The sequence below is a fragment of the Streptomyces sp. NPDC005706 genome, from assembly GCF_040631045.1.
GTDB lineage: Bacteria > Actinomycetota > Actinomycetes > Streptomycetales > Streptomycetaceae > Streptomyces.
On the sequence record NZ_JBEXYS010000040.1, the window covers coordinates 1 to 14,448 of the forward strand.

The following is a 14,448-nucleotide window of genomic DNA, read 5'->3' on the forward strand; positions in this document are numbered from 1 at the left end:
GGGCATCGGCGACACCATCCGGGTCTCGCTGTCCGCGCCCCCCGTGGAGGAGGTCAAGGTCGGCAACCAGATCCTGGAGTCCCTGAACCTCAAGCAGCGCGGCCTGGAGATCGTCTCCTGCCCGTCCTGCGGCCGCGCCCAGGTCGACGTCTACAAGCTGGCCGAAGAGGTCACCGCCGGTCTGACCGGTATGGAGGTCCCGCTCCGCGTCGCCGTCATGGGCTGCGTCGTGAACGGCCCCGGCGAGGCCCGCGAGGCCGACCTCGGCGTCGCCTCCGGCAACGGCAAGGGCCAGATCTTCGTCAAGGGCGAGGTCATCAAGACCGTCCCCGAGTCCAAGATCGTGGAGACCCTCATCGAGGAGGCCATGAAGCTCGCCGAGGCCATGGAGGCCGACGGCGTGGCCTCCGGCGAGCCCGAGGTCTCGGTGGCGGGCTGACCCCCACACCGGCCGGCCCGAAGTGCCGGCCGGCTCGTTCCCTTCGCGCGCCCCGTGCCGGGCCCTGCGCCGGAGCGTCCTGCTGGACGCGTCCGGAGCGGGCCGGGCCCGGGGCGTCCGGCTGCCGGGGATAAAAAGGGGAGCGGTGGCGCGCGGCGAGGTCACCGGGCGTGCCGTGGGGCGTGCCCCGTCGGGCGTGCCCCCTTGGGCGCCCCTCTGCGAGCCGGGCGGGATGCGGCGGGTCCCCTCACTCCTCGCCTTCGCCCCGCGTCGGGTCCTGGACCGGAGCGTCCTGCTGGACCGAGCCGGGAGCGGCGCGGTCCGGGGCGGCCGGGCTGTAGGGGGACTGCGGAGGCGGTGGGGCGTTGCGGTCGCCGGGGGCGCCCGCGCCCGCGGCCGGTATGCGCAGCGCGAGCAGGGCCACGTCGTCACCGCTCGGCCCTATCCGTCTCAGCAGCTCGTCGCAGAAGTCGTCCACGGTCCCCTCGTCCAGCCGCCCGGCCAGCATGGCGGCGTGGTGGCGCAGTTTGGCCATGCCGAGGTCGATCGGACGGTCCCGGCTCTCCACGAGGCCGTCGGTGTAGAGCAGCAGCGTGCACTCTGCGGGCAGTTCCTCGGTGGCGTCCGGCCAGCTCAGGCCCAGGTGCAGCGTGGCGCTCATGCCGATCAGCGGCCCGTGCCCGCCGGTCAGGAACCGCGCGTCGCCCTCACGCGTCACCAGCAGCGGCGGCGGGTGCCCGGCGTTCACCCAGCGCAGCCGCCAGGGCCCGCCCTCGGGGCCCTCGATCCGGGCGAAGAGCAGCGTGGCCATCGGGGCGTCGCTGGTGTTCGTCACCGCCTCGTCGAGGCGGCGCATGATCACGCTGGGCGGCTCCCGGTCGACCCAGGCCAGGCCCCGCAGCATGTTGCGGACCTCGGCCATGTGGGCGGCGGCCTTGAGGTCGTGGCCCACCACGTCCCCGATCACCAGGGCCATCACCCCGTCGCTGAGCAGGAACGCGTCGTACCAGTCGCCGCCGATCTCCATCGCCCGCTGCGCGGGGAGGTAGCGCGCGGCCATCCGCAGGTGGTCCACCTGGGGCAGCGGGGCCAGCAACTGGCGCTGCATGGTCGCGGCGACGTTGCGCTGCTCCTCGTAGAGCCGCTCGTTGTCCAGCACCAGTGCCACACGCCAGCCCAGGTCGGCGAGGAGCCGTACCTCGGCGTCGGTGAAAGCGGAGGACGCGTCGGCGCGGCCCACGGTCAGCATCCCGTAGTGGTGCCGGCGGGCGCGCAGCGGCACGACGACGGCCGAGTGACCGCCGAGCCGCTCGAACAGCGGCCCGTGGGTCGCGGCGAGCGGGGCGTCCCGGTCCCGCAGCTCCTCCGCGATCAGCAGCACGGGCTCCTCGTCACTCGTCGCCCGCGCCAGCGCCCGGCGGGCCCTGCGCGGCAGCGGCGGCAGCGGACCCTCCAGCCGTTTCGCCCGGTGCGGGTGCGCCGGACAGCGGACGGCGACCCGCTCCAGCGCCCCGGTGCGCTCCGAGCGCAGGGCCACCGCGGCCCAGTCGCCCAGTTCCGGGACGAGCATCCGCAGCACCCGGCGCACCTGGCCGGTCGGGTTCCGGGCCGAGATCAGCACCGAGGAGATCTTCGACACCAGGTTCAGCCGGGCCGTCAGCGCCTCCAGGGCGCTGGTGCGCGCCGCCGCCCGCCGCTCGGCGTCCCGGTGCAGGCTGAAGTCGCTGAAGACGATCGCCAGCCCCGCCCTGAGGCCCGCCAGCCGCAGGGGAGTGGTCGCCCAGATGATCGGCAGCGTCGTGCCGTCGGCGCGCAGGAAGTACTCCTCGCTGCCTTGCTCCACGGACCGGTTGTCGTGCAGGGGAGCCCGCATCAGGCACTGATCGCGGGGCACCGGGCTGCCGTCGGGACGGCGGTGCAGCAGGTCGTGCGCGTCACGGCCGAGCATCTCGCCGGACGTCCGGCCCAGGAGCTGCTCGGCCCACGGGTTGACGTACGTGATGCGCCCGGCCAGGTCGATGGTGAAGACACCGGTGCCCAGATCACGCAGGATCGCGTCCGGGAGCTCCGGCTCACGGCTCGCGTCCGCCCCGCTCATGTCCTCACGCCCTCGTCGTCGTACCGGACGGCCGTCCGGTGGTCCGGCACCGCGCGCTCCGGTGCCACACCCACCGCGTTCCCGCCACCGTCCGATAAATGGCTTCTTGTGTCATTTTCACCTTTACTCGCGGGTCGCTCCGCCTTCGGCGCGGCGTGTTGCCGCCGGCCCCACCGCGAGCCCGGGCCCGGTACCGGGGGCGGCGCCGCCAGGAATCCGCAGGTACAGTGCGGAGATCAGCAGAACCCCAGCGTGAGGCCCCGCCCGTGTTGACCCAGACCACCTCCCGGGTGCTCGAACCGAGCGACCTTGACGCCGCGCTCGCCGTCCTCGACCGCGAGCCGGTCGCGAACGCCTTCGTGACCTCCCGGGTACAGGTCGCGGGCCTCGACCCCTGGCGGCTCGGCGGCGAGATGTGGGGCTGGTACGAGGACGGCATGCTCACGTCCCTCTGCTACGCCGGTGCCAACCTCGTCCCCATCTGCGCCACCCCGCGCGCGGTGCGCGCCTTCGCCGACCGCGCCCGCAGGGCCGGCCGCCGCTGCTCCTCCATCGTCGGACCCGCCGACTCCACCGCCCAGCTCTGGCGCCTGCTCGAACCGCACTGGGGCCCGGCCCGCGAGGTCCGCGCCCAGCAGCCCCTGATGGTCACCGACCGCCTGCCCGGTGACATCGCCCCGGATCCCTACGTCCGCCGCATCCGCAAGGACGAGATGGAGACGATCATGCCGGCGTGCGTGGCGATGTTCACCGAGGAGGTCGGGGTGTCCCCGCTGGCCGGGGACGGCGGCCTGCTGTACCAGGCACGGGTGGCCGAGCTCGTCGGCTCCGGCCGCTCCTTCGCCCGCCTCGACGAGCACGGCAAGGTCGTCTTCAAGGCGGAGATCGGCGCGGCGACGCCCCAGGCCTGCCAGATCCAGGGCGTGTGGGTCGCCCCCGAGTACCGGGGCTTGGGCCTGGCCGCGCCCGGCATGGCGGCGGTGCTGCGCTACGCCCTGGCCGACGTGGCGCCCGTGGTCAGCCTCTACGTGAACGACTTCAACACCGCGGCGCGCCGCACGTACCGCCGGGTGGGCTTCCAAGAGGTGGGAGCCTTCATGAGCATCCTCTTCTGAGGCCCCTGTACGCTCCCCGCATGGACCTCGTGATCGGCCCCCTGGACCTCGCAGCCCACGTCGACGAGGCCCTGTCCGTCCAAGCCCTCGCCTTCGGACTGGGCCCGGAGGAAGTCGCCGTACGCCGCCAGATCGTCCAGCGTCACATGCAGTACCCGGGCGCCCGGGCCCTCGGCGCGACGACCGCGCGGGGCCACCTCGTGGGCTTCGTCTACGGCATGCCCAACTCCCGCGGCCACTGGTGGTCCACCGTCGTGGAGCCATACCTCCGCGCCGGGCGGAACGAGTACTGGCTGGACGACTCCTTCGTCATCACCGAGCTGCACGTCCACCCCGACCACCAGAACCGGGGCATCGGCCGCCGCCTGATCACCACCATCACCGACGCTGCCGACGAACCCCGCTCGATCCTCTCCGCGATCGACGTCGAGAGCCCCGCCCGCGGCCTCTACCACTCCCTCGGCTACATCGACCTCGCCCGCCAGGTGCACTTCCCGAGCGCCGCCAAGCCGTACGCCGTGATGGGCGCCCCCCTGCCGCTGCGCAGGGGTTAACCGATTTCCACCGGCACAGCCCGCCCGGCTAACCTCCTATGCCATAACCCTCCCCCACTCCCGGCTTCGCCCGAGCGGGGGGACCACCATCCGGCAGGAGTACGACAACCATGGCGAACGCACCGGTCCAGCGCATGTCCCAGTTGATGGCGAAGACGCTGCGCGACGACCCGGCGGACGCCGAGGTCCTCAGCCACAAGCTCCTCGTCCGCGCGGGCTACGTCCGCCGCACCGCGGCGGGCATCTGGTCCTGGCTGCCGCTCGGCAAGAAGGTCCTCGCCAACGTGGAGCGGATCGTCCGCGAGGAGATGGACGCCATCGGCGGCCAGGAGGTCTCCCTCCCCGCCCTGCTGCCGCGCGAGCCCTACGACGCCACCGGCCGCTGGGACGAGTACGGCCAGGAGCTGTTCCGGCTGAAGGACCGCAAGGGCGGCGACTACCTCCTCGGCCCGACCCACGAGGAGATCTTCACCCTGCTGGTCAAGGACCAGTGCACGTCCTACAAGGACCTGCCGGTGATCCTCTACCAGATCCAGTCCAAGTTCCGTGACGAGGCCCGCCCCCGCGCCGGCATCCTGCGCGGCCGCGAGTTCCTGATGAAGGACTCGTACTCCTTCGACCTCGACGACGAGGGCCTGGCGAAGTCCTACGCCCTGCACCGCCAGGCCTACCAGAACATCTTCGACCGGCTCGGCCTCGACTACCGCATCTGCGCGGCCACCGCCGGCGCCATGGGCGGCTCGAAGTCCGAGGAGTTCCTCGCCCCGGCCGAGGCCGGCGAGGACACCTTCGCCGACTGCCCGAACTGCGACTTCGCCGCCAACACGGAGGCCATCACCTACGAGCTGCAGCCGGTGGACGGCTCGGACGTTCCCGCGCTCGAGGAGATCCCGACCCCCGACACCCCGACCATCGAGACCCTCGCCGCCTCGCTCGGTGTCCAGGCCTCGGCCACTCTGAAGAACCTGCTGGTCAAGGTGGACGGCGAGATCGTCGCCGTCGGCGTCCCCGGTGACCGCGAGGTGGACCTCGGCAAGCTGGAGGAGCACTTCGCCCCGGCCGCCGTCGAGATGGTCACCGAGGCCGACTTCGCCGGCCGCCCGGACCTGGTGCGCGGCTACGTCGGCCCGCAGGGCCTGGGCGACAAGGTCAAGTACGTCGCCGACCCGCGGGTGGCCCCCGGTACCGCCTGGATCACCGGCGCCAACAAGGAGCACACCCACGCGAAGAACGTCGTCGCCGGCCGTGACTTCGAGGTCGACGAGTACGTGGACGTCGTCGTGGTGCGCGACGGCGACCCCTGCCCGAAGTGCGGCACCGGCCTGAAGCTGGACCGCGCCATCGAGATCGGCCACATCTTCCAGCTGGGCCGCAAGTACGCCGACGCCCTCAAGCTGGACGTCCTCGGCCAGAACGGCAAGCCGGTCCGCGTGACCATGGGCTCCTACGGCGTCGGCGTCTCCCGCGCGGTCGCCGCCCTCGCCGAGCAGCACGCCGACGAGCACGGTCTGGTCTGGCCCAAGGAGGTCGCCCCGGCCGACGTACACGTCGTCGCCGCCGGCAAGGCGGTGCAGACCGAGCTGGCGCTCGACGTCGCGGAGCGGCTGCGGTCCGCCGGCCTGCGCGTCCTGGTCGACGACCGGGCCGGTGTCTCCCCGGGCGTGAAGTTCACCGACGCCGAGCTGATCGGCGTACCGCAGATCCTGGTGGCCGGCCGCCGCTCCGCCGAGGGCGTGCTGGAGCTCAAGGACCGCAAGACCGGCGAGCGCGAGGAACTGTCCGTCGAGGACGCCATCGCCCGTCTGTCCGCCTGACCCCTGACCGGCTCGCGCCCCGCGCCCCTTCGGGGGAGCGGGGCGCGAGCCGTGTGGCGTTGCCGTGGTCGGGGCCGGTGGACTTGCGGGTGCGGGACTTTCCGTCGTGGGCGTCCCGGTGGTCACGTGGCTCCGCGCCGGGGCCCCGCCGCATCCATGACGTGCCCGCCGGGAGGCGCGGGGCTCGATGCCTGTCGGGTTCCTGCCGCGTCCACGCCGTGCTCAAGCCCCCTGGCCGCGGAGGCCGGGCGTCGGGCGGCCGTCGACGCGGTTCTGCGTCCTGCTCCGCGCGGAGCGGTTGCGGGCGGTGTCCTGTGGATCGCGCCGGGAGCCGCAGAGGGCTCGGTGCCTGTCGGGTCCCTGCGGTGCCGGCGCCCTGCTCGGGCCCGTGGTCGCGGCGAGCGGACCGGTCCCGGCGGGCACCGCGCGCCCGGCGTCTCCGGGAAAGGGGCCCTGGAGCGCGAAAGGCGGCCCGGCCGTGCGGGCCGGGGCCCGCGGTGCGTCCCGCCGTGCCGGGCGCCGCCCGCCGGGGCTACAGCCAGCCCGCGAATTCGAGCAGCAGCTCCGCGTCCTTCGGGCGGCCCACTCGCAGGGCCCGGGCTCCGGACTCCACCGCGCGGAACAGGGTCCAGCCCCGCAGCCGTTCCAGGTCCACCTCCAGCGACTCCGCGAGCCGCTTGATCCGGCGCCGGGTGGTGGACGCCCCGGACGGGTTGGCGATCAGGTCCTCCACCCGGTCGCGCACCAGCCGCGCGAGATCGAAGGCGCACTCACCGACCACCGGGTCCGGCCCCACCGCCAGCCAGTGCATCCGCTCCCCGGCGAGCACCTTGCTCTGCCGGAACGTGCCGTGCAGCAGCCGGTGGTCCGGCGGCGCGGCCAGCAGTTCCGCACGGGCCGTGAGCGCCGCGTCCACCAGCGGTGCCGTCTCCGGCTCGGCCAGCGCGCCCGCCCGCATCGCCTCCGCCTGCCGCCCGGTCCGCTCCGCAACCGTCTCGAAGGCATGCCCGTCCGGCGGCTCGACCCACAGCCGTCGCAGCGTCCCCGCCGCCTCCAGCAGCGCCTTCGCCTCCGGCAGCGACCGCACCGACACATCCGGATGCAGCCGCTCCAGCAGCAGCGCCCCGTCCGCGCTGTCCCCGGCGTCCGACTCCAGCAGCTGTACGGCACCCCGTCCCGCCCAGTGCGCCAGCGCCGCCCGCTCGCTCTCGGGCCGGGCCCGGCCGGGGGCCAGCTTCAGCACCGCCGGTGTGCCGTCCGCCCGCCGGACCAGTACCACCAGGCTGCTGCGGCCGCCCGGCACCTGGACCCGCTCCACGGTCAACTCGCGCCGCGCGACCGTCCGTTCGGCCGTCTCCGGCAGCCGTGCCAGCCAGTCGTCCCCGGCCGGCGCCGTCTCACCGAGCGCCCGCACCAGCCGCCGGGGCGGTTCGAAAACCATGCGCGAGTCGTTTCCTTCCTCTCCTGAGCCTGCCCCGCGGGCGGCTCCGCCGTCACCTCGACGGGGACGCCGAGGTACTCGGCCCCGCCGCACCCGTGTCGTCACCGGTCCGCTCGGCGAGCCCAGGGAAGGCTACGCTCTCCCCGCTCCAGCGCACCGCCCGCACCGCGGCCTCCCGCAGTGCCCCGGCGGCCGCACCGCGCCGCTCCCCGGCCGTCGCCCGGACCAGGTCCGAGTAGACACCGGCCACCCGCTCCTCCAGATCGGCGGCGAGCCGCACCGCGGCCGCGGAGTCCGCCACCTGGAACGGCAGCGCGTACGCGGCGCTCGCGGCGACCGGCTCGCCGCCCAGCTCGCGCACCTCGCGCACCAGCGCGTCCCGGCGGGCCCGGTGCGCGTCGTACGCCGCGCGGGCCTGCTTCAGCCGCTTGTCGCCGACGCGCCCGCCGACGACGCCGTACCCGTACACCGCGGCGTGCTCCGCCGCCAGCGCGGCCTGCAGCGCGGTCAGTTCGGCAGATCCGTCCCGCTCGCTCACTTGGCCCCCTCGGTCAGCAGATACGCGTGCGCCGCCCCGGCCGCCGCCGCCGACGCCATCAGCCGGGCCAGCTCGCCCGGCACGTCCAGCAGGTCCTTCGCCCGGCGGTCGGCGAGGCTCCGTTCGGCGGTGGCGAGGAACGCCAGCGCGTCCTTCTCGCCGGCGGGCACGGCCAGGGCCGGCGAGGACGCGGCCGCGGCCGTCGGTGCGGCAGAACCGGCGGAGCCGGACACCGGCGCCTGCGTGCCGGTGGCGGTGCGGCCGGCGAACGCCGCCCGGTGCGCCGCGACCTGCGCCCGCAGCGGTCCCAGCGGCTCCGCCAGCGCGGGGTGCGCGGCGAGCACCGCGTCGTACCGCTCCAGCAGCCCCTCACTGTCCCGGGCCGCACGCGCGCGTGCCCGCGCGGTCACCGAAGGGGTCCCGCCGGCGGCGGAGTCGGGACCGGCCGAGCAGCCCACCAGCAGGGCGGCCCCGGCGGCCGAGGCGAGCAGGGATCTTCTGCGCGGACCCGAGAGGGTGCGCGGCGGCGGAGGGTACGACACTGCAGACGTCCTCGGGCACTCGTACGAAGGGAACGGCAGGCAACGGCAGGGAACCGCAAGGAGGGGCGACGCCCATCGGGCGGCATGCCCGTGATCACCGTACCCGCGCCCCGCTGGTACGCCACTCACCGGCACCGCGCGTACACAGGTGGACGGCAACAGTCCCTGCGACCGGATACCCTTTGATCAGACACGCGACCCATCCCACAACAGCACACGCGGCCGAGGAGTCACCCGGATGAGCACCACCCAGAGCGAGAGGCTGCGAGAGCTGCTCGAACCGCTCGTCACCTCCCAGGGGCTGGACCTCGAAGAGATCGCCGTGGAATCCGTCGGACGCAAGCGTGTGCTGCGCGTGACCGTCGACTCCGACACCGGAGCGGACCTGGACCGGATCGCCGATGTGAGCCGCGCGCTCTCGGCGAAGCTCGACGAGACCGACGCGATGGGCGACGACGCGTACGACCTGGAGGTCGGCACCCCCGGCGCGGAGCGCGCCCTGACCGAGCACCGGCACTTCGTGCGCGCCACCGACCGGCTGGTGAGGTTCCAGCTGACCGACGGCGGCGAAGTGGTCGCGCGCATCCTCGAAGTGGACGAGGAGGGCATCGAGGTCGAGGTGCCCGGGGTGAAGGGCCGCAAGGCGACCGCCCGCAGACTCGGTTTCCCGGAGATCGCGAAGGCGCGCGTGCAGGTCGAGTTCAACCGCAAGGACAAGAAGGACATGAAGGAAGAGGAGGAGGCGTAGCCGTGGACATCGACATGAGCGCCCTGCGGGGCTTGGTGCGGGAGAAGGAGATCTCCTTCGACCTGCTGGTCGAGGCGATCGAGTCGGCCCTCCTCATCGCCTACCACCGCACCGAGGGAAGCCGCCGGCACGCGCGCGTGGAGCTCAACCGGGAGACCGGGCATGTGACCGTGTGGGCGAAGGAGGACCCGGAGGACCTCGAAGAGGGCCAGGCGCCCCGCGAGTTCGACGACACCCCGTCCGGCTTCGGCAGGATCGCCGCCACCACCGCCAAGCAGGTGATCCTGCAGCGGCTGCGCGACGCCGAGGACGACGCGACGCTCGGCGAGTACGCCGGCCGCGAGGGCGACATCGTCACCGGCGTGGTCCAGCAGGGCCGCGACCCCAAGAACGTGCTCGTGGACATCGGCAAGCTCGAGGCCATCCTGCCGGTGCAGGAGCAGGTGCCGGGCGAGACGTACCAGCACGGCCTGCGCCTGCGGTCGTACGTCGTCCGGGTGGCCAAGGGCGTCCGCGGCCCCTCGGTGACCCTCTCCCGCACGCACCCCAACCTGGTGAAGAAGCTCTTCGCCCTGGAGGTGCCGGAGATCGCCGACGGCTCGGTCGAGATCGCCGCGATCGCCCGCGAGGCCGGTCACCGCACCAAGATCGCCGTGCGGTCCACCCGTTCGGGCCTGAACGCCAAGGGCGCCTGCATCGGCCCCATGGGCGGCCGGGTGCGCAACGTGATGGGCGAACTGAACGGTGAGAAGATCGACATCGTCGACTGGTCGGACGACCCGGCCGAGATGGTGGCGAACGCGCTGTCACCCGCCCGGGTGAGCAAGGTGGACGTCGTGGACCTGGCCGCCCGGTCCGCCCGGGTGACCGTGCCGGACTACCAGCTGTCGCTGGCGATCGGCAAGGAAGGGCAGAACGCCCGGCTCGCCGCCCGGCTGACCGGCTGGCGGATCGACATCCGGCCGGACACCGAGCAGGCCGGGGACCGCGACGGGGAATAGATCTCGGCCGAGTGGCGCTGAGATCACGTCAGCTCGCAGCAAGCAAGCGTTCGACTTTTCCCCCGAAGGGGTGAGGTCGGTTCGGGGAGGTAGACTTAGGAGTGTCTGGCCGGACGCAAGCCCGCGCATGCCCTGAGCGCACCTGTGTGGGGTGCAGGCAGCGAGCGGCCAAAGACGTTCTGCTGCGGACCGTGGCGGATCAGGAGCGGTGCGTTCCCGATCCTCGCGGTACGCTGCCCGGCCGGGGTGCGTACGTACACCCCGACCCGGTCTGTATCGACCAGGCGGTACGCCGCCGGGCGTTTCCTCGGGCGCTGCGCGTGCCCGGGCCGCTCGACGTAAAGGCGTTGCGCCGCTACGTCGAGCGACAGACAGTTGCCGAGCAGGCAACGCAGGCAACACCGTAGAAAGCGAGCCGTGCGGAACCCCCCGCGCGGCCTGGTACCTCGCGAGTCGAAAGCAGGTCGAGATTGCGATGAGCACTCGATGAGTACGCGATGAGTACGCCCATGAACTAGCGACGGTCCGGACGCAACCCGGACCTCAGAGGAGCGAAGTGGCTAAGGTCCGGGTCTACGAACTCGCCAAGGAGTTCGGTGTGGAGAGCAAGGTCGTCATGGCCAAGCTCCAGGAACTCGGTGAATTCGTCCGTTCGGCGTCTTCGACGATCGAAGCGCCCGTAGTACGCAAGCTGACCGACGCCTTCCAGGGTGGTGGCTCCGGCAAGTCCGGCAAGCCCGCCCCCCGCAAGGCTGCCCCCAGGCCCGCCGCGCCGTCTCCGGCGCAGGCGGCCCGTCCGGCTGCACCGAAGCCGGGCGCCCCCAAGCCGCCGGCCGCCCCGCAGCCCGCGGCTCCGTCGGCTCCCGCCGCCTCGACGCCGGCCCCCGGCCCGCGTCCGGTCCCGGGTCCGAAGCCCGCGCCGCGTCCGGCGCCGGCCGCCCCGGAGTTCACCGCTCCGCCGGCTCCGCCCGCGCAGACCCCGCAGGCTCCGGCCGCGCAGGGCCCGCGTCCCGGCGGCGCCCGTCCGGGTGCGCCGAAGCCCGGTGGCCGTCCCGCGGCTCCCGGTCAGGGCCAGGGTGGCCGTCCCGGCCAGGGTGCCCAGCGCCCCGGTGGCCAGGGTCAGCGTCCGGGTGCCCGCCCGGCCGGCCCGCGTCCGGGCAACAACCCCTTCACGTCCGGTGGCTCCACCGGTATGGCGCGCCCGCAGGCGCCCCGTCCGCAGGGCGGACCCCGGCCGGCCGGAGGCCACGGCGGTCCCGGTGCCCCCGGCGCCGGTCCCCGTCCGCAGGCTCCCGGCCAGGGCGGCGGTCCGCGTCCGCAGGCTCCGGGCGGTAACCGTCCGTCGCCGTCCGGCATGCCCCGCCCGCAGGGCGGTCCGCGTCCCGGCCCGGCCGGTCCGCGTCCGAACCCCGGCATGATGCCGCAGCGTCCCGCTGCCGGCCCGCGTCCCGGTGGCGGTGGCCCCGGCGGCCGTGGTCCCGGTGGCGGCGGTCGTCCCGGTGGCGGCGGCGGTCGTCCGGGTGGCGGCGGCTTCGCCGGTCGCCCGGGTGGCGGCGGTGGCGGCTTCGCCGGTCGTCCCGGTGGTCCCGGTGGCGGTGGCGGCGGCTTCGCCGGTCGTCCCGGTGGTCCCGGTGGCGGCGGTGGCCGTCCCGGCTTCGGTGGCCGTCCCGGCGGTCCCGGTGGCCGCGGTGGCACGCAGGGCGCCTTCGGCCGTCCCGGCGGTCCCGCGCGTCGTGGCCGCAAGTCGAAGCGGCAGAGGCGCCAGGAGTACGAGGCCATGCAGGCCCCGAGCGTCGGCGGCGTGATGCTGCCGCGCGGCAACGGCGAGGCCATCCGCCTCTCCCGCGGCGCGTCGCTCACGGACTTCGCGGAGAAGATCAACGCCAACCCGGCGTCCCTCGTCGCGGTCATGATGAACCTCGGCGAGATGGTCACCGCCACGCAGTCCGTCTCCGACGAGACCCTGCAGCTCCTCGCCGGCGAGATGAACTACACGGTTCAGATCGTCAGCCCCGAGGAGGAGGACCGCGAGCTGCTCGAGTCCTTCGACATCGAGTTCGGTGAGGACGAGGGCTCCGAGGAGGACCTGGTCGTCCGTCCGCCGGTCGTGACCGTCATGGGTCACGTCGACCACGGTAAGACCCGACTGCTCGACGCCATCCGCAAGACGAACGTCATCGCGGGCGAGGCCGGCGGCATCACCCAGCACATCGGTGCCTACCAGGTCGCGACCGAGGTCAACGACGAAGAGCGCAAGATCACCTTCATCGACACCCCTGGTCACGAGGCGTTCACCGCCATGCGTGCCCGTGGTGCGAAGTCGACCGACATCGCGATCCTGGTCGTCGCGGCCAACGACGGCGTCATGCCGCAGACGGTCGAGGCGCTCAACCACGCCAAGGCCGCCGAGGTGCCGATCGTCGTCGCGGTCAACAAGATCGACGTCGAGGGTGCCGACCCGACCAAGGTGCGCGGTCAGCTGACCGAGTACGGCCTGGTGGCCGAGGAGTACGGCGGCGACACGATGTTCGTCGACATCTCCGCCAAGCAGGGTCTGCACATCGACTCGCTGCTGGAGGCCGTGGTCCTCACGGCCGACGCCTCGCTCGACCTGCGGGCCAACCCGCACCAGGACGCGCAGGGCATCTCGATCGAGTCCCGTCTCGACCGCGGCCGCGGTGCCGTGGCGACGGTCCTCGTCCAGCGAGGCACGCTGCGGGTCGGCGACACGATGGTCGTGGGCGACGCCTACGGCCGGGTGCGCGCCATGCTCGACGACAACGGCAACAACGTCGCCGAGGCCGGACCCTCGACGCCGGTCCAGGTCCTGGGCCTGACCAACGTCCCGGGTGCGGGCGACAACTTCCTGGTGGTCGACGAGGACCGTACGGCCCGTCAGATCGCCGAGAAGCGTGCCGCCCGTGAGCGCAACGCCGCGTTCGCCAAGCGCACGCGCCGCGTGTCGCTGGAGGACCTGGACAAGGTGCTCAAGGCCGGCGAGGTCCAGCAGCTGAACCTGATCATCAAGGGTGACGCTTCCGGTTCGGTCGAGGCCCTCGAGTCCTCGCTGCTCCAGCTGGACGTCGGCGAAGAGGTCGACATCCGCGTCCTGCACCGCGGCGTCGGTGCGGTCACGGAGTCCGACATCGACCTGGCGATGGGCTCGGACGCCATCGTGATCGGCTTCAACGTCCGCGCGGCCGGCCGCGCGGCGCAGATGGCCGAGCGCGAGGGCGTGGACGTCCGGTACTACTCGGTCATCTACCAGGCGATCGAGGAGATCGAGGCGGCCCTCAAGGGCATGCTCAAGCCGGAGTACGAGGAGGTCGAGCTCGGCACGGCGGAGATCCGCGAGGTCTTCAAGTCGTCCAAGCTGGGCAACATCGCCGGTGTGCTCATCCGGTCCGGCGAGGTCAAGCGCAACACCAAGGCGCGCCTCATCCGCGACGGCAAGGTGGTCGCGGAGAACCTCAACATCGAGGGCCTGCGTCGCTTCAAGGACGACGTCACCGAGATCCGCGAAGGCTACGAGGGTGGTATCAACCTCGGAAACTTCAACGACATCAAGGTCGACGACGTCATCGCGACGTACGAGATGCGAGAGAAGCCGCGGGTGTAACACCCACGGTTCGCCGCCGGCCGGCGGGACTGCGGTCCCGCCGGCCGGCGTGCCGTTGCCCGGGGGCTCCGTCCCCGGGCAACGGTCCGGCCGACGGTGCCGCGGAAACCCTGTCGAGCCACCGGCGGGTACGGGGTACCGTTCTTGGTGTCCCCGGCCATACGGACCCGGGGCCACCGATCCCGTACCGGCGGGTGAACCGGTTACACACATGTACGTGGGGACTCTGTCCTTCGACCTGCTCCTCGGCGACGTCCACTCGCTGAAGGAGAAGCGCTCCGTCGTCCGCCCGATCGTCGCCGAACTCCAGCGTAAGTACGCGGTGAGCGCGGCCGAGGTGGACCACATGGACCTCCACCGGCGAGCGATCATCGGCATGGCCATGGTCTCCGGCGACACGGCGCACCTCGCCGACGTACTGGACCGGTGCGAACGGCTGGTCGCCGGCCGCCCCGAAGTGGAACTGCTGTCCGTGAGACGGCGCCTCCACGGTGAAGACGACTGACGACGACCAGACCAACAGAACGCCAGAAGAAGAA

13 protein-coding genes are annotated in these 14,448 nt (G+C 73.0%); 9 read left to right on the plus strand and 4 right to left on the minus strand.

Annotation, left to right across the window (positions count from 1 at the left end; all coding sequences use genetic code 11):
• Positions 1-439, plus strand: a 439-nt coding sequence (locus ABZ478_RS35560; protein WP_359556280.1) for a flavodoxin-dependent (E)-4-hydroxy-3-methylbut-2-enyl-diphosphate synthase, incomplete at its 5' end; no start/stop codon positions are given.
• Positions 440-686: 247 nt separating this feature from the next.
• On the opposite strand, the gene ABZ478_RS35565 is transcribed toward ABZ478_RS35560, so the two are convergent.
• Positions 687-2,537, minus strand: coding sequence for a SpoIIE family protein phosphatase (locus tag ABZ478_RS35565; protein ID WP_359556282.1), 1,851 nt, complete (start codon positions 2,535-2,537; stop codon positions 687-689).
• Between the two features lie 266 nt (positions 2,538-2,803).
• Here ABZ478_RS35565 and ABZ478_RS35570 point away from each other — a divergent pair, with 266 nt between their 5' ends.
• The 3 genes from ABZ478_RS35570 to ABZ478_RS35580 all read left to right on the plus strand — a co-directional run bounded on the left by ABZ478_RS35570 (position 2,804) and on the right by ABZ478_RS35580 (position 6,020).
• Positions 2,804-3,652, plus strand: a complete 849-nt coding sequence (locus ABZ478_RS35570; protein ID WP_359556284.1) for a GNAT family N-acetyltransferase — start codon at positions 2,804-2,806, stop codon at positions 3,650-3,652.
• Positions 3,653-3,672: 20 nt separating this feature from the next.
• Positions 3,673-4,206: a GNAT family N-acetyltransferase gene (locus tag ABZ478_RS35575; protein ID WP_359556287.1), complete on the plus strand. Its 534-nt coding sequence runs from the start codon at positions 3,673-3,675 to the stop codon at positions 4,204-4,206.
• A gap of 110 nt (positions 4,207-4,316) precedes the next feature.
• Positions 4,317-6,020, plus strand: a complete 1,704-nt coding sequence (locus ABZ478_RS35580) for a proline--tRNA ligase (RefSeq protein ID WP_359556288.1) — start codon at positions 4,317-4,319, stop codon at positions 6,018-6,020.
• 532 nt (positions 6,021-6,552) lie between these two features.
• On the opposite strand, the gene ABZ478_RS35585 is transcribed toward ABZ478_RS35580, so the two are convergent.
• The 3 genes from ABZ478_RS35585 to ABZ478_RS35595 are packed head-to-tail and all read right to left on the minus strand — an operon-like array spanning position 6,553 to position 8,541.
• Positions 6,553-7,461, minus strand: a complete 909-nt coding sequence (locus tag ABZ478_RS35585) for an aminoglycoside phosphotransferase family protein (RefSeq protein WP_359556289.1) — start codon at positions 7,459-7,461, stop codon at positions 6,553-6,555.
• Positions 7,462-7,513: 52 nt separating this feature from the next.
• A complete protein-coding gene (locus ABZ478_RS35590) occupies positions 7,514-7,999 on the minus strand; it encodes a ferritin-like domain-containing protein (RefSeq protein ID WP_358935801.1) in 486 nt (161 codons plus the stop codon).
• Positions 7,996-8,541: a hypothetical protein gene (locus ABZ478_RS35595; RefSeq protein WP_359556290.1), complete on the minus strand. Its 546-nt coding sequence runs from the start codon at positions 8,539-8,541 to the stop codon at positions 7,996-7,998. The genes ABZ478_RS35590 and ABZ478_RS35595 overlap by 4 nt, the downstream gene beginning before the upstream one ends.
• A gap of 238 nt (positions 8,542-8,779) precedes the next feature.
• On the opposite strand from ABZ478_RS35595, the gene rimP reads away from it, so the two are divergent.
• From rimP to ABZ478_RS35620, 5 genes are all read left to right on the plus strand, one after another.
• Positions 8,780-9,289 (plus strand): ribosome maturation factor RimP, encoded by a 510-nt coding sequence (gene rimP / locus ABZ478_RS35600; protein WP_359556293.1) that lies wholly within the window; start codon positions 8,780-8,782, stop codon positions 9,287-9,289.
• A 2-nt stretch (positions 9,290-9,291) separates the two neighbouring features.
• On the plus strand, positions 9,292-10,290 hold the full coding sequence (nusA, locus tag ABZ478_RS35605) for a transcription termination factor NusA (protein ID WP_359556295.1): 999 nt from the start codon (positions 9,292-9,294) through the stop codon (positions 10,288-10,290).
• A 101-nt stretch (positions 10,291-10,391) separates the two neighbouring features.
• Positions 10,392-10,697 (plus strand): YlxR family protein, encoded by a 306-nt coding sequence (locus tag ABZ478_RS35610; RefSeq protein ID WP_359556298.1) that lies wholly within the window; start codon positions 10,392-10,394, stop codon positions 10,695-10,697.
• A 149-nt stretch (positions 10,698-10,846) separates the two neighbouring features.
• A complete protein-coding gene (infB, locus tag ABZ478_RS35615; RefSeq protein WP_359556300.1) occupies positions 10,847-13,909 on the plus strand; it encodes a translation initiation factor IF-2 in 3,063 nt (1,020 codons plus the stop codon).
• 211 nt (positions 13,910-14,120) lie between these two features.
• A complete protein-coding gene (locus ABZ478_RS35620; RefSeq protein WP_359556302.1) occupies positions 14,121-14,414 on the plus strand; it encodes a DUF503 domain-containing protein in 294 nt (97 codons plus the stop codon).
• Positions 14,415-14,448: the final 34 nt, after the last annotated feature.

Bases quoted from the DNA above. Each gene is read 5' to 3' on its own strand.
- ABZ478_RS35565 (WP_359556282.1), bottom strand. From the start codon at position 2,537: ATGAGCGGGGCGGACGCGAGCCGTGAGCCGGAGCTCCCGGACGCGATC.
- ABZ478_RS35575 (WP_359556287.1), top strand. From the start codon at position 3,673: ATGGACCTCGTGATCGGCCCCCTGGACCTCGCAGCCCACGTCGACGAG.
- ABZ478_RS35580 (WP_359556288.1), top strand. From the start codon at position 4,317: ATGGCGAACGCACCGGTCCAGCGCATGTCCCAGTTGATGGCGAAGACG.
- ABZ478_RS35585 (WP_359556289.1), bottom strand. From the start codon at position 7,461: ATGGTTTTCGAACCGCCCCGGCGGCTGGTGCGGGCGCTCGGTGAGACG.
- rimP (WP_359556293.1), top strand. From the start codon at position 8,780: ATGAGCACCACCCAGAGCGAGAGGCTGCGAGAGCTGCTCGAACCGCTC.
- ABZ478_RS35620 (WP_359556302.1), top strand. From the start codon at position 14,121: ATGTACGTGGGGACTCTGTCCTTCGACCTGCTCCTCGGCGACGTCCAC.